At 63.2% G+C, this 14,920-nt stretch carries 10 protein-coding genes; 4 read left to right on the forward strand and 6 right to left on the reverse strand.

Annotated features, from left to right (window positions below; genetic code table 11):
- Positions 1-115: 115 nt before the first annotated feature.
- The 5 genes from Q4E25_RS04535 to Q4E25_RS04555 form a co-directional block, all read right to left on the reverse strand.
- Complete coding sequence (locus Q4E25_RS04535) at positions 116-1,483, reverse strand: bifunctional dTDP-4-dehydrorhamnose 3,5-epimerase family protein/NAD(P)-dependent oxidoreductase (protein WP_303154523.1); 1,368 nt, start codon at positions 1,481-1,483, stop codon at positions 116-118.
- 58 nt (positions 1,484-1,541) lie between these two features.
- Entirely contained in the window at positions 1,542-2,537 is a 996-nt protein-coding gene (rfbB, locus tag Q4E25_RS04540; RefSeq protein WP_303154630.1) for a dTDP-glucose 4,6-dehydratase, read from the reverse strand.
- 95 nt (positions 2,538-2,632) lie between these two features.
- Complete coding sequence (locus Q4E25_RS04545) at positions 2,633-3,991, reverse strand: M1 family metallopeptidase (protein ID WP_303154525.1); 1,359 nt, start codon at positions 3,989-3,991, stop codon at positions 2,633-2,635.
- A 61-nt stretch (positions 3,992-4,052) separates the two neighbouring features.
- Positions 4,053-5,132, reverse strand: a complete 1,080-nt coding sequence (locus Q4E25_RS04550; RefSeq protein ID WP_303154527.1) for an alpha/beta hydrolase family protein — start codon at positions 5,130-5,132, stop codon at positions 4,053-4,055.
- 36 nt (positions 5,133-5,168) lie between these two features.
- Positions 5,169-6,719, reverse strand: a complete 1,551-nt coding sequence (locus tag Q4E25_RS04555; protein ID WP_303154529.1) for an alpha/beta hydrolase family protein — start codon at positions 6,717-6,719, stop codon at positions 5,169-5,171.
- Positions 6,720-7,360: 641 nt separating this feature from the next.
- Between Q4E25_RS04555 and lpdA the strand changes: the two genes are divergently transcribed.
- Positions 7,361-8,773 (forward strand): dihydrolipoyl dehydrogenase, encoded by a 1,413-nt coding sequence (gene lpdA, locus Q4E25_RS04560; protein WP_303154531.1) that lies wholly within the window; start codon positions 7,361-7,363, stop codon positions 8,771-8,773.
- 787 nt (positions 8,774-9,560) lie between these two features.
- On the opposite strand, the gene ramB is transcribed toward lpdA, so the two are convergent.
- Positions 9,561-10,967 carry an acetate metabolism transcriptional regulator RamB gene (gene ramB / locus Q4E25_RS04565; protein ID WP_303154533.1) on the reverse strand — a complete coding sequence of 469 codons (1,407 nt, stop codon included), beginning with the start codon at positions 10,965-10,967 and terminating at the stop codon, positions 9,561-9,563.
- A 403-nt stretch (positions 10,968-11,370) separates the two neighbouring features.
- Between ramB and Q4E25_RS04570 the strand changes: the two genes are divergently transcribed.
- The 3 genes from Q4E25_RS04570 to Q4E25_RS04580 are packed head-to-tail and all read left to right on the forward strand — an operon-like array spanning position 11,371 to position 14,905.
- Positions 11,371-12,126 carry a succinate dehydrogenase cytochrome b subunit gene (locus Q4E25_RS04570; protein ID WP_303154536.1) on the forward strand — a complete coding sequence of 252 codons (756 nt, stop codon included), beginning with the start codon at positions 11,371-11,373 and terminating at the stop codon, positions 12,124-12,126.
- A gap of 14 nt (positions 12,127-12,140) precedes the next feature.
- Positions 12,141-14,156 (forward strand): fumarate reductase/succinate dehydrogenase flavoprotein subunit, encoded by a 2,016-nt coding sequence (locus Q4E25_RS04575; RefSeq protein ID WP_303154538.1) that lies wholly within the window; start codon positions 12,141-12,143, stop codon positions 14,154-14,156.
- Positions 14,156-14,905, forward strand: coding sequence for a succinate dehydrogenase/fumarate reductase iron-sulfur subunit (locus Q4E25_RS04580; RefSeq protein WP_303154539.1), 750 nt, complete (start codon positions 14,156-14,158; stop codon positions 14,903-14,905). Before Q4E25_RS04575 ends, Q4E25_RS04580 begins: the two co-directional genes overlap by 1 nt.
- Positions 14,906-14,920: the final 15 nt, after the last annotated feature.

The raw sequence follows: 14,920 nt of genomic DNA on the forward strand, positions 1-14,920 counted from the left end.
TGCAGCCAGCGTCACGCTGAGCCTGCCCCGAGCTTCCCATCCAACTTCACACCCAGCTTCACACTGTGTGATGCTAAGTGTGAAGCTAGGTGTTATGTTCGGCGAAAACTGGGTGTTAAGCCGGGTAAAGGCCCAGGTAGAGCGCCAGGGCGGCCCGCCAGTTCATGGGTGTGAAGCCGGTGGCCTGAATCTTGTCCAGGCTGAGTGTGGATTCCTTGGGGCGGGGTGCCTCCGGCCCGGCGATCTCGCGGTATTGCTCGGTGCTGACGGGCGTGACCTCGGAAGGATCGTGGCCCACCCCGGTGAACACGGCCATGGCAATCTCGTCGCGGCCCACCACGTCCCCGGAGTTGGAGATGTTGTAGACGCCGTACTCGGACTCGCCCTCGGTGCGCAGCAGGTGAATGATGCCCTTGGCTAGGTCCTCCGCAAAGGTGGGGCGCCCGCGCTGATCATGAATCACCTTCGGCTGCACATTCTTCGCAGCCAGCGCGCGCATGGTGCCCATGAAGTTGGGGCCGTCACCAAAGACCCACGAGGTGCGGATGACAAAGTGGCGCGGGGCTGTGCGCGCGGCGGTCTCGCCGGCGGCCTTGGAGGCGCCGTAGGCAGACAACGGGGAGGGCAGCTCCTCCTCAGTGTGGACCTCCTGGCTGCCATCAAAGATGTAATCGGAGGAGACGTGCACCAGGGTGAGGCTGTTCGCCGCGGCGATGCGCGCCAGCTGGGCGGGGGCCTCGGCGTTGACGGCCCAGGCACCGGCGCGATCCGTCTCGGCACTATTGACGTCGTTGTAGGCCGCGCAATTAATGATGGCGGAGTACTGCTTCCACGGGCGCGGGGCAGGCGAGGTCACGTCAAAGTCTGCGCGCGTGCAGAACTCCACCGGTCCCAGGCCGGCTGCGGGCAGGAGCTTCTTCAGCGCCCGGCCCAGCTGCCCGTTGGCCCCGGTGACCAGGATGCGGCGGGCGGGCATGGGAGAAACCGCAGCAAGCTGCGGGTGCGCCTTGTCCTTCTCGGAGATCTCGGTGGGCTCCAGCGGCCAGTCCACCATGCCGAGGTTCACGCAGGTGTAGGTGGCCTCCGGCGACCAATGATCGTTGACCAGGTAGGAGTAGGCGCACTCCTCGAGGGCCTGGAAGCCGTTGGCCACGCCGCGGGGCACGAAGACCGCCACGTCGGGGCGCAGCTCGTGGGTGACCAGTTGACCGTAGGTCTCAGATCCCTCGCGCAGATCGCACCACGCGCCGAAGGCCCGGCCGCTAGCCACGCTGACCAGCTTGTCCCAGGGCTCGGCGTGTAGCCCGCGGGTCACACCAGCGGCGTTGTGGGAGACGTTGTTTTGTACCGGCTGGAAGTCCGGCAGCCCAGCGGCCACCATCTTCTCGCGCTGCCAGTTCTCCTTGAACCAGCCGCGGTTATCGCCGTGCACGTCCAGCTCAACGATGAGTAGGCCCTCGATGGGGGTGGGGGTGACCTTCATGGAGTCTTCTTTCTACCTCTGCTTGGTCCTATTCTGACTGGTCTTTTGCAGCCTGGTGCTATTGCCCCTGCTTGGCGTAGCCTTCCTCGACGTCCTTCTTAAACGGGCGCCACCACTGTTCATGCGTGCGGTACCACTCGATGGTGGCGGCCAGCCCCTCGCGCAGATCCGTGTAGCGCGGGGCCCAGCCCAGCTCGCGGCGCAGCTTGCTGGCGTCCATGGCGTAGCGCTGATCGTGCCCGGGGCGGTCAGCCACGTGCTCGTAGAGGGGCTGGCCGTCACGGGTCGCGCCCATGAGTTCGCAGAGGATCTCGATGACCTGGCGGTTATTGGTGTCCTCCTGATCCGCGCCGATGTTGTAGGTCTCGCCCAGCCGCCCGCGGTCCAGGATGGCCAGGACTGCCTCGTTGTGATCATCGACGTGAATCCAGTCGCGCACCTGCTCGCCGGTGCCGTAGAGCTTGGCCGGTTGGCCGTCGAGCAGATTGGTGATCTGGCGCGGGATGAACTTCTCGATGTGCTGGTAGGGCCCGTAGTTGTTGGAACAATTCGAGATCGTTGCCCGCAGCCCAAAGCTGCGCACCCAAGCGCGCACCAGGTGATCGGAGCCGGCCTTGGTGGCCGAGTAGGGCGAGGAGGGGTTATAGGGCGTGGACTCGGTGAAGTAGGTATCGGCGCCGATCTCCAGGTCCCCGAAGACCTCATCGGTGGAAACGTGGTGGAAGCGCACGTCGTGGCGGCGCGCGGCCTCGAGCAGCCTAAAGGTGCCCACCAGGTTGGTGTGGATGAAGGGCGAAGGATCGCGCAGCGAATTGTCGTTGTGCGATTCCGCGGCGAAGTGCACCACGGTGTCGGACTCGGCCACGAGCTTGTCGACGACCCCCTCATCAGCAATGTCTCCTACCACCAGGCGCGCATCGACGCCGTCGAGATTGGCGCGATTGCCCGCGTAGGTGAGCTTGTCCAGCACGGTGATCTCTACCTCGGGCCGCTGCTGGGCCACGAGCCTGACGAAGTTTGCTCCAATGAATCCGGCGCCGCCGGTAACAAGCATTCTGCGCATGGTGTTCCAGTGTAGAGCATGCGCTCTCAGGTCGGCTGAGCGACGATCAGCAGGGCGACGATGGCGCGTGGAAGCGTATGGCCAGGCTACGCGGGAAAGCGCGGCAGCTCCGGCTGTTCCAGCCACTGCGTGAGCAGCTCATCGACGTCCTGCGGGTTGGTAGCTGCCTCCCGCATGCGGCTGATGAGTGACTCCGGGGTGACCACGGAGTGCTGGGCGGCGGCGAGGTAGCCGCGGACGGCGTGGAAGAAGGGGGCGTCGCCAAGCAGGCGGCGCAGGGCGTGCACCGTGAGCGCCCCGCGCTTATAGACGCGGTCATCGAACATATCGCGCGCGCCCGGATCGCCGATGATGATGTCCTGCTTCTTGCGGGCCAGCACCTGGTAGTGGGCGTGCGCGGAATTGTGCGCCGGAACCCCGTGGGCGTGCTCGTGCCACAGCCACTCGCTGTAGCAGGCAAAGCCCTCATTGAGCCAAATGTCCTTCCACTCCTTAAGCCCCACGGAGTTGCCAAACCACTGGTGGGAGAGTTCGTGGGCGATGAGGCGCTCGAAGCGGTGATCACCCTGGACGTGGTTGGAGCCGAAGATGGACAGGCCCTGCGCCTCCAGAGGGATTTCCAGCTCGTCCTCGGTGATGACCACCTGGTAATCCGGGAAGGGGTAGGGGCCAAAGAGGGAGGAGAGGAAATCGAGCATCTCCTGCTGGCGGGCGAACTCTTCCAGCACGTTGTACTGGAGATCCGCCGGCGCCCACGCGGTGGTGTTGCGCCCGAGCGGCATCGTGGTGAACTCGCCCACCTGGACCGTGGCCAGGTAGGTGGCCATGGGGTGCTGGGTGCGGTAGTGCCAGCGGGTGGTTGAGCCGCTGGCCTTCTTCTTGGACACCAGGGTGCCGTTGGAGATCACCGTAAAGGGATCATCGGCGGTGATGCGGATATCGTAGGTGGCCTTTTCGCCCGGGGTGTCATCGCAGGGGAACCAGCTGGGCGCGCCGTTGGGCTGGCTGGCCACCAGCGCGCCGGACTCCGTTTCCTCCCAGCCGATCTCGCCCCAGACGGTGCGCAGCGGGCGCGGGGTGCCGCCGTAGCGGATGTGCAGGGTGAACTCCGTGCCCTCCTCGACGGTCTCCGCAAAGCTCAGCCGCAGCTTGCCGCCCGACTGGCGGAACTTGGCCACACGCGGGGCATGCTTGGCCGTGATGCGGCGCGGGACCATCGCCCCGCCGAGATCCAGCGTGAGCCTGTCCAGATCCTCCAGGGCGGTGAGGTGAAGGACTGCCTCGCCCTGCAGGAGGTTGGGCTCAACGCGGTAGGTGAGGTCGAGCTCGTAGTGGCTGACCTCGAATCCCAGGTTGAACTCAACTCCGGTGTACGCATCGCGGGTCTGGGCAGGTTTTCCTGCCAGGGAGGCGACATGAGAAAGGGCGGTGGAAAGCAGCTTCATAATGGCTGCGATCCTACCGCCCGTGGTTGAGGGGGTGGAGTTGACCCTCAGGCCGTGACTCTTAGATACCCAGTGCCTTCTGGAATACCGGCCAGGACTTCTCCAGATCCTCGCGCCAGCCCGGCCAGGAGTGGGTGCCGACGTTGCGGAAGTTGTAGGTGGCCGGGATGCCTTGCTTATCCAGCTTGGCCTTGAGGTGGTGAGTGCAGTTATTCACCGCTGCCTCGATGATGCCGCCCTCGACCTGCAGCTGGGCGGAACCGATGTAGGCCGCGGCCGGGTTCATACCCTTGTTGATGTAGTAGGAGGGGGTGTCCTGCTCGCCGGCTAGGCCGGAGGCAGACGAGATGTACAGCGCGGTGCCGCGCAGCTTCTCGGAGTTGAGCAGGGCGTCGTTGTAGTAGTTATTCTTCGAGCCCTGCGGGCCCCACATCTGTTCCGGCTGGGCGCCGCCGCGGTTCACGGTCAGGCGCATGAACTGGTACTCCAGCGGGGAGGAGGTGGCGGCGCAGCCGGCGTAGGAACCGACGGCGTCATAAAAGCCCTGGTGGTGCTGGGCAAAAAGCAGCGAGGAGGTGGCGGACATGGACATGCCGGCCACGGCGCGCTTATCGCTGGCCTGCAGGCGCTGCTCCAGCGGCCCCGGCAGCTCCTTGGTGAGGAAGGTCTCCCACTTCTGCGGGCCCTTGAGGTAGGTGCCGTTGGGGGCCTGTTCCCAGTCGGTGAAGTAGGAGAAAGCGCCGGACTGTGGGATCACCACGTTGACGTTCTTCTCGGAATAGAAGTCAACAACGTTGGACAGGGCCACCCAGTCAGAGTTCTGCTCCGCGGAACCCGCGCCATTGAGCAGGTAGATGGTGGGGCGGTTGGGGTCCTTGGCCGGGATGACGGCCAGGGGAACAACGCGTCCATCCATGGCGGGGGAGGTGGCCTGCAGCTTGAGCACGCGCGGGTCATCCTTGTAGGTGGTGTACCACTTCTGGGCGGCGACCTCCTCGGTGGGCTGCAGATCGGAAATCTCAGACAGTGGGGTGTTGCCTGCGACCTGCTGCGGGGTGACTGGTGCGGCGCTGGCTGCGGGTGCCAACAGCGCGGAGGCTGCGATGACACCTGCGGCGAGCACAGAGCTGAAACGCTTCATTGACTTCTTTCTACGAAATGCGTGGACTGGATTATCTTACTGCGCTGCTGCGGCAGTGTCCTCATCCCTGGTGACGTTGCCCTCAGGCTGATCCGGGGTGGCCGGCTTGATGGGCTCTGCCGGCGGGTTGACGGTGCTAGGGTCAACGGAATCCGCCGGGTGCAGGCCCTCCGGCGTGGCCTTGTCCGCGGTGATCAGATCAGCGTCAGCGGTCTTGTCCGTGTTCTCGCTCTCGGGAGCTTCCGGCTCAATGACCTCGCTGCCCGGGGTGCCGGCCTCGAATTCAGCGGCCTCTTCCGGTGCGGCCTCGGCCTTGGCAAAGGCGCGCTCCAGGGTGGGCCAGGACTTGGAAATGTCCTCGATCCAGCCCGGCCAGGAGTGGGTGCCGGTGGCGCGGAAGTTCCAGTCTGCCTTCACGCCCTCGTGGTCCATCTTGGCCTTGAGGTCGTGGGTGCAGGAGCTCACGGCGGCCTCGATGACGCCGCCCTCGACGACGGTGGTGGAGGAGCCCTGGAAGGCGGCCTGCGGGCTGACTCCCTGCCGCAGGCGGTAGGAGAAGGTGTCCGTCATGCCAGCCAGGCCGGAGCCTGCGGAGACGTAGACCTCAGAGTTGCCCATGTTGTTCTTGGTGGCGTTGATGAGGCCGTCATTGTAGCGGTTGTACTCGCCGCCCTTTGGTCCCCACATCTGCTCGGTGGTGCCGCCGCCGCGGGAGACGGTCTGCTCTGCAAAGAAGTTGGGGAAGGGATAGGAGGTCGCGGCGCAACCGGCGTAGGACGCAATGGCGTCGTAGAAGTTCGGATTGTGCTGGGCCAACACCAAGGCGGAGGTTGCGGCCATGGACATGCCGCCGATGGCGCGCTTTCCGTTGGCACCGATGTGCTCCTCCAGCGGTCCCGGCAGCTCCTTGGTGAGGAAGGTCTCCCACTTCTGCGGGCCCTTGAGGTAGCCGGAGTCCGGGGACTCTACCCAGTCGGTGTAGTAGGTGAAGGCACCCTCCTGCGGGATGATGAGGTTGACGTTGCGGTCACGGTAGAACTCGTCGAGCTCCTGGATTCCCTCCGTGGAGGGATCGACGTCCTTACCGCTGGTGGAGACGATCCAGTCCATGCCCTGGTCCGCGCCGCCTGCGCCGTTGAGCAGGTAGTAGGTGGGGCTGTTGGGCTCCTTGGCCGGGACGTAGGCCAGCGGAATCTTGCGGCCTTCCATGGCCGGGGAGGAGGCCCACAGGCCCTTGATGTTCTGGCGGTAATCGGGGTACTTGAAAACGAAGAACAGCCACTTGTACTTTTCGGGCAGCCCCTTCACGGTGAGCAGGTAGCGGCCGTCCTTGCCGTCATAGGTCACGTTTTTGCCGATGGAGTCCTCGTACTCTGCCTTGCTCGGTGGCTGCACGCCGTTCTTGTCCGCGACGAGGTACTGCTCCAGGACATCGTAGATATCCATCTCGGTGATCTGGGACGGGGTGGCGTCACCGGCAATCTGATCCGGGGTGACCGGGGACGCCGATGCGGCGGGGGCAACCACGGAACCGAGTGCGATGGCGGTTGCTGCTGCGAGAGTAGCGAGAGAGCGCGCAGTCTTCATGAAGTTTCGCTTTCTGTGAAATGGGCAGAATGTGAATGCTTAGGCCTTGCGCAGACTATCGTTGCCTATCCCACCCCCGTTAGCACGTCCCCGCGGGTAGGGGTAGCGCCCTGAAGGTGGGGCAACGGTCAGCGTCCGCGCAATCGCGCACAGCTCTGGGTAAAGCTATGGACGGGAACCAATGCTACAAGTAAATCAAAGTTGCTGTTGTTGCGACAGTGGTTTTTATGTCATAATTTTTCCGCCGGAAGCGTGGGAACGAGTAACGCCTTCTCACAGTTTCCCGTTAGTACTTGTGCATACCGGCGAGAAGTAACACCCCTAAAAAGAAAGAGAAGCACTATGAACGCTTTCGACACCATTTTGGTCTCCATCAACCAGGTCCTCGGCGAGTGGATCCACGCCGGTTCCTCTATGTCCTCCGTGGCTGCTCTGAACATGGGGCTGTTCTAAGCCTATTTCTCTCTGGCCCCTGCGGGGCCTAGACCCGAGCACCCTCGCCCGTGGCGGCGAGGGAATTTTCGTTTTTCCGGGCCAAATCCGCCCAGTGGTGCGCGGCTGGGGCGTGGCCGCCCTGAGGGCTCCGCCCTATCTGCGGGGGGAGTAAGACAGGAATCACGAAGTTACGTATCCTTGTCACCGTGACTAATGAACATTTTGACGTAGTAGTACTCGGCGCGGGCCCCGGCGGCTACGTGTCCGCTATCCGTGCGGCCCAGCTGGGCAAGAAGGTTGCTGTAATTGAGAAGCAGTACTGGGGTGGCGTGTGCCTCAACGTGGGCTGCATCCCCTCCAAGGCGCTGCTGAAGAACGCTGAGGTGGCTCACACCTTCAACCACGAGGCTAAGGCCTTTGGTATCTCCGGCGATGTCTCCTTCGACTTCGGCGCTGCGCACAAGCGCTCCCGCAAGGTTTCTGAGGGCATCGTCAAGGGCGTGCACTACCTCATGAAGAAGAACAAGATCACGGAGATCAACGGCCTGGGCTCCTTCAAGGATGCCAAGACCATCGAGATCACCGAGGGTGATGATGCTGGCAAGACCGTCACCTTTGACAACTGCATTATCGCTACCGGCTCCGTGGTGCGCTCCCTGCCGGGCGTTGAGCTGAGCAAGAACGTGGTCTCCTTCGAGGAGCAGATCCTCAACGACGAAGCCCCAGAGTCCATCGTCATCGTTGGCGCCGGCGCCATCGGCATGGAGTTCGCCTACGTCCTGGCCAACTACGGCGTGGACGTGACCATCGTGGAGTTCGCTGACCGCGTCCTGCCCAACGAGGACAAGGACGTCTCCAAGGAGATTGCCAAGCAGTACAAGAAGCTCGGCGTCAAGCTGCTCACCGGCTACAAGACCACCTCTGTGACCGACAACGGCTCCGACGTCACCGTCGAGGTCGAGTCCAAGGACGGTTCCAAGACCGACACCCTCACCGTCGACCGCTGCCTGGTGGCCATCGGTTTCGCACCGCGCACCGAGGGCTACGGCCTGGAGAACACCGGCGTGGAGCTCACCGAGCGCGGCGCCATCGCTATTGATGACTACATGCGCACCAACGTCGAGGGCATCTACGCCATCGGCGACGTCACCGCCAAGCTGCAGCTGGCTCACGTGGCTGAGGCCCAGGGCGTTGTTGCCGCAGAGGTCATCGCCGGCGCTGAGACCCAGCTGCTGGGTGACTACATGAACATGCCGCGCGCTACCTTCTGCAACCCGCAGGTTGCCTCCTTTGGTTACACCGAGGAGCAGGCACGCGAGAAGTTCCCGGACCGCGAGATCAAGGTGGCCTCCTTCCCGTTCTCCGCTAACGGTAAGGCAGCGGGCCTCAACGAGACCGCCGGCTTTGTCAAGCTGGTTGCTGACGGCGAGTTCGGTGAGCTGCTGGGCGGCCACATGGTGGGCTCCAATGTCTCCGAGCTGCTGCCGGAGCTGACCCTGGCGCAGCGCTTCGATCTCACCGCTGAGGAAATCGGCCGCAACGTCCACACCCACCCGACCCTCTCCGAGGCCATGAAGGAAGCCGCCGAGGGCATCGGTGGCCACATGATCAACCTCTAAGAGGAAGACAAAGACACGAGAGCCTGGCTCTCTTCACAAAAGGAGGGGCGCCCACCGCAATGGTGGGCGCCCCTCCTTGGTTACGAACCCTGGCTATGAACACCACAAGTCAGGGAACGGGATCACACTCGGGCTCGTACTACGATGAAATCTTGCTTGGTCTGTCTGAATTAGCCATCTGGCGAACCCGCTCCGTGATCCGCACAGTGGCCTTTCCTTCCCGTTCGCGTTTCACGAGAAGCTTGGCAGCCTCTACCTGACCCCGGGAGTATTTGGGCGTGGATTGCCGTGCACTCATTTACTTCCACCTCCACTTTGATTGTCCTGAACAGTGTAGTCTTGTCCCCGCTATTTGTCTTCGACCTCGTTGGGTGAGGAATTAATGATGCTTGAGAGGATGGCATCGATTAGTCGCTGGTCTTCGTAGACGAGGTGTGTTGCATCATCTAGTGCGTCAAGCGCTTGAACCCCAAGACTCACCTTGCCTTGGGCGACTAAATCTACGGCCCACCTTAGGTTGCGATGCCATTCCTCGCTTCGGCTGCGCTCGCGGTCATGTGATTGTTGTTTGCGTTGTAGAAAGTAGGTACCTGCCTGCGTGACAATAGCGACAGAGAGTGCCAAGACAATTGCAGCCCACGCAGGCATACTCGCTCCCATAAATCCCCCCCCTGGGTTTGTTGCTCCTAGAGCGTACTCGGGCTCGAGCATACACAGTCTGGTGTGCTGGGACTTGTTGGGGCTTGTCAGCGAGGTGCGTCTGCTGGGAACGTGCAGTGCCGGAGGGTTAGTAGGGGGCCACGGCGGAGCGGTGGGCGTCGATAGTCAGCGTCTCGTTGATGGCGGGGAAGGCGCGCTGCGCGCAGTTGGTGCGTGGGCAGGTGCGGCAGCCGGCGCCGATGGGCGTGGCCGCGGACATGTCGCCCAAGTCCAGGCCTTCGGCGTAGACGGTGCGGTCCGCGTGGCGGGCCTCGCAGCCCAGGCCGATGGCGAAGAGCTTGTTGGTGTCGTTGTAGCGGCCCTGATGGTGCTGCACGGCGCGTGAAATCCACAGGTAGTTGCGCCCGTCGGGCATCTGCGCGAGCTGGCGGCAGATCACGCCGGGTCGGGAGAAGGTCTCATAGACGTTCCACAGCGGGCAGGTGCCGCCGGAATTGGAAAAGTGCACGCCGGTGGCTGACTGGCGCTTGGACATGTTGCCGGCGCGGTCCACACGCACAAAGGTGAAGGGGATGCCGCGCTTGTTGGGGCGCTGCAACGTCGACAAGCGCGAGGCAACCGTCTCATAGCCCACGCCGAAGACCTGGCAGAGGTATTCCACGTCGTAGCCGGATTTCTCGGCCTCAGCGTGCATCATGGTGTAGGGCATGAGCGTGGCCGCTGCGTAGTAGCTGGCGATGCCGCGCCGGGCCAGGTTGCGCGAGGCCTCGGAGGTGAAGGGTTCCTCGGCGACGAGCTCGTTGATGGGCTCGCTGGCCTCCAGGAAGCTGAGCTCGGCGGCCATGCGGAAGGCGCGCTGGCCCACGCCCAGCCGGCTGGCCAGGTGCAGGGTGCCGGTCGCGGCGTCGAAGCGGTGCAGGGTGCCGTCCATCTGCGAGGTGGTGGTGACGGTGACGTTGTGGCGGTGAGCTAGGCGCTCGGTAAGGGCCCGCTCGGTCTCCCGGATGCGGAAGGAAGAGACGTCCAGCTCGCCGGCGAGCCTCTCGGCGTGAAGGTCGAGGTCGTTGAGGTAGTTCTGGCGAGCGTAGAAGAAATCGCGCACCTCGTCGTGCGGCATGGACAGCGCCTGGGCGCCGTCGGTTCGGCGGTTATCGGTGGCCAGGGAGAGCTTGTCGCGCACGTTGCGGTAGCGGCGGTGGATGTCTACCAGGGTGCGCGCCACGGTGGGGTGGTTGTACACCAGCTCGGAGAGCTCTTGCAGCTCGACGGGGGAGGGGCAGAGCTCCTTGTCCTGGATGACGTCTTGGATCTCGGCGAGGAGGCGGGAGTCATCGTCACGGGAGAAGAAGGTGGCATCGACGCCAAAGACCTCTGTAATGCGCAGCAGCACGGGAACGGTGAGCGGGCGGACATCGTGCTCAATCTGGTTGACATAGCTTGCGGAAAGTCCCAGCGTGGCGGCCAGAGACGCTTGGCTCAAGTCGCGTTCGCGGCGCAGTTGGCGCAGGCGCGAACCCACGTACGTCTTACTCATGTGGGCCACGTTACCTGCCGGGCGGCGGCTGTAACAGGATTTTTGCAAGCATTCTGCGAAGCTTTGTAACGTCCCTGCAAAACGTCGTGGCTGAGTTCGCTTGCGTGACGGGTGTGACGGGGGTGGCTAAACGAAAGTTTGACGGCTAAAGGGGTGGGATAGTCACTCGTGAGATCTCCTGTGATGAACATCATAATCGCCTGCGGAAATACGCAATGTCCATATTGCGTAAAGGTTAGCGATCAAGGTGACGGGCGTTTCGCGGGAGTGATTCTAAGGCGATCCTAGCCTCAGCAAATTTCTACGGGCAGGGCGATGAAGAGGAAGCGCCTGGAAATCGCCCAAAATTGAGTGGTGGCCAGCGGGAAAGCCTGCGTAAGGTAAGAGCGACTATGGAGGTGTCATGTCTGTAAGAAATCCTGACCGTGAGGCAATCGCTCACGGCCGCATTACTAATGAAACAATTCGTCCTAAGCCGGGAATTCCGTCCTGGGCTTTGAAACTGACGATGGCAGTAACCGGCCTGTTCTTCGCTCTCTTCGTTGTTGGCCACATGGCCGGCAACCTGAAGCTGTACCTGCCGGCTCACAACGGCCAGGAGGCGCTCGACGTATACGGCGCGTACCTCCGCGACCTCGGCGACCCGCTGATCCCGCACGGCCACCTACTGTGGATCATCCGCATTGTCCTGCTGGCCTGCGTTATCGCCCACATCTACGGTGCCTTCGCGCTGACCGCCCGCTCCAAGGCTTCCCGCGGCAAGTTCAAGCGCACCAACCTGATGGGCGGCATGGATGCCTTCGCCGCTAAGACCATGCTGGCCACCGGCGCCATCCTGCTGCTCTTCATCATCTTCCACATCCTGGACCTGACCGCTGGTGTCGCTCCGATTGCTCCGGAGTCCTTCGTCCACGGTGCGGTGAAGGCCAACATGATTGCTACCTTCTCCCGCTGGCCGGTCACCATCTTCTATGTCCTGGCTATGTGCTGCCTCTTCCTGCACCTGACCCACGGCATCAAGCTCGCTGCGTCTGATCTGGGCATCACCGGTGCCAAGTGGCGTCAGACCTTCGTCGTCCTGGCCTACATCATCCCGGCCGTCGTGTGCCTGGCCAACATCGTTATGCCGTTGTCCATCGCCCTGGGCTTGGTCAGCTAAAGGAGTTTTGACCCATGACTAACACTGAACTCAAGCGCGAGCACCCGAACTTCTCGCACCCGCAGTCCATCGTCGAGGGCGTGACCCCTGGTCGCATCCTCGAGTCCAACGAGCCGCACGGCGTGCCGATGAAGGAAATGTGGGACTACCAGAAGGACCACATGGAGCTCGTCTCCCCGCTTAACCGCCGCAAGTTCGAGATCATCGTCGTCGGCACCGGCCTGGCCGCAGGTTCGGCCGCCGCCGCCCTCGGTGAGCTGGGCTACAAGGTAAAGGTCTTCACCTACCACGACTCCCCGCGCCGCGCCCACTCCATTGCTGCGCAGGGTGGTGTGAACTCTTCTCGCCACAAGAAGGTGGACAACGACTCCGCCTACCGCCACACCAAGGACACCGTCAAGGGCGGCGACTACCGCTGCCGCGAGTCCGACTGCTGGCGCCTGGCCTACGAGTCCGTGCGCGTTATTGACCACATGAACGCCATCGGCGCTCCCTTCGCCCGCGAGTACGGCGGCACCCTGGCCACCCGTTCCTTCGGCGGCGTGCAGGTCTCCCGCACCTACTACACCCGCGGCCAAACGGGCCAGCAGCTGCAGCTGTCCACCACCTCGGCGCTCTACCGCCAGATTGGCCTGGGCAACGTGGAGCTCTTCGCGCACCACGACATGCAGGACATCATTACCTACGATGACAAGGGCACCAAGCGTGCGGCTGGCATCGTGACCCGTAACCTCATCACCGGCGAGCTCAAGGCCTTCACCGGCCACGCGGTCATCCTCGGTACCGGCGGTTACGGCAACGTCTTCCACATGTCCACCCTGGCAAAGAACTCCAACGCTGGCGCCATGATGCGCGCTTACGAGAACGGCGCATACCTGGCCTCCCCGGCATTCATCCAGTTCCACCCGACGGGCCTGCCGGTCAACTCCGAGTGGCAGTCCAAGACCATCCTCATGTCCGAGTCGCTGCGTAACGACGGCCGCATCTGGTCCCCCATCAAGGAGGGCGACGACCGCAACCCCAACGACATTCCGGAAGAGGAGCGCGACTACTTCCTGGAGCGTCGCTACCCGGCCTTCGGCAACCTGGTCCCGCGTGACGTCGCTTCCCGTGCCATCTCCCAGCAGATCAACAAGGGGCTGGGCGTTGGCCCGCTGCACAACTCCGTGTACCTGGACTTCCGCGATGCCATCGAGCGTCTGGGCAAGGACAAGATCCGCGAGCGCTACTCCAACCTCATCGAGATGTACGAAGAGGCCATCGGCGAGTCCGCCTACGAGACTCCGATGCGTATTGCTCCGACCTGCCACTTCACCATGGGTGGCCTGTGGACCGACTTCAATGAGATGACCTCCATCGACGGCCTCTTCGCCGCCGGTGAGTGCTCTTGGACCTACCATGGCGCCAACCGCCTGGGTGCTAACTCGCTGCTCTCCGCATCTGTCGACGGCTGGTTCACCCTGCCGTTCACCATCCCGAACTACCTGGCTCACCACCTCGGTGAGGACAAGCTGGCTGAGGATTCCGCTGAGGCTCAGAAGGCTGTTGACCGCGCTCAGTCGCGCATCGACCGCCTCATGAACGTCCGCGGCGAGGACCCGCACGGTCCGGCCTACTACCACCGCCAGCTCGGTGAGATCCTGTACTGGGGTTGCGGCGTGTCCCGTAACGTCAAGGATCTCAAGGTGGCCATCGAGAAGGTCCGCGCCCTGCGTGAGGAGTTCTGGGCCAACGTCCGCATCACTGGCGACGCCAACGATATGAACCAGGTGCTGGAGTACGGCCTGCGCGTGGCCGACTACCTCGACCTCGGCGAGCTCATGTGCGTGGACGCTCTGGACCGCGACGAGTCCTGTGGCGCTCACTTCCGTGACGATCACCTCTCCGAGGACGGCGAGGCAGAGCGCGACGACGAAAACTGGTGCTTCGTTTCCGCTTGGGAGCCGGGCGCTGGCAAGAACGAGTTCATCCGCCACGCTGAGCCGCTGTACTTTGATTCGATCCCGCTGATGACAAGGAACTACAAGTAATGAAACTGACACTTGAGATCTGGCGTCAAGCCGGACCGACGCAAGAAGGCAAGTTCGAGACCGTCCAGGTTAACGACGCCGCCGAGCAGATGTCCATCCTCGAGCTGCTGGACCACGTCAACGACGGCCTCATCGAGGCCGGCGCTGAGCCCTTCGCTTTCGCCTCCGACTGCCGCGAGGGCATCTGTGGTACCTGTGGCCTCCTGGTCAACGGCCGCCCGCACGGCCCAGGGCAGAACACCCCGGCCTGCCAGCAGCGCCTGTTCCAGTTCAAGGACGGCGACACCATCAAGCTGGAGCCCTTCCGCTCCGCCGCCTACCCGGTCATCAAGGACATGATCGTGGACCGCTCCAAGCTGGACCACGTCATGGAGCAGGGCGGTTACGTCTCCATGGATGCCGGCACCGCTCCGGATGCTGATACCTTGCACGTCAACCACGAGACCTCCGAGTTCGCGCTGGACCACGCAGCCTGCATCGGCTGTGGTGCCTGCGTGGCTGCCTGCCCGAACGGTGCGGCCCACCTGTTCACCGGCGCCAAGCTGGTTCACCTCTCCCTCATGCCGCTGGGCAAGGAAGAGCGTGGCCGCCGTGCCCGCAACATGGTCGACGACCTCGAGCAGAACTTTGGCCACTGCACCCTCTACGGTGAGTGCGCCGATGTCTGCCCGGCTGGCGTGCCGCTGACCGCTGTGTCTGCTGTCACCCGCGAACGTGCACGGGCCGCTTTCCGCGGCAAGGACGACTAGGCTATAGTCATTCAC

The sequence above is a fragment of the Corynebacterium sp. genome, assembly GCF_030532325.1.
Classification (GTDB): Bacteria; Actinomycetota; Actinomycetes; order Mycobacteriales; family Mycobacteriaceae; genus Corynebacterium.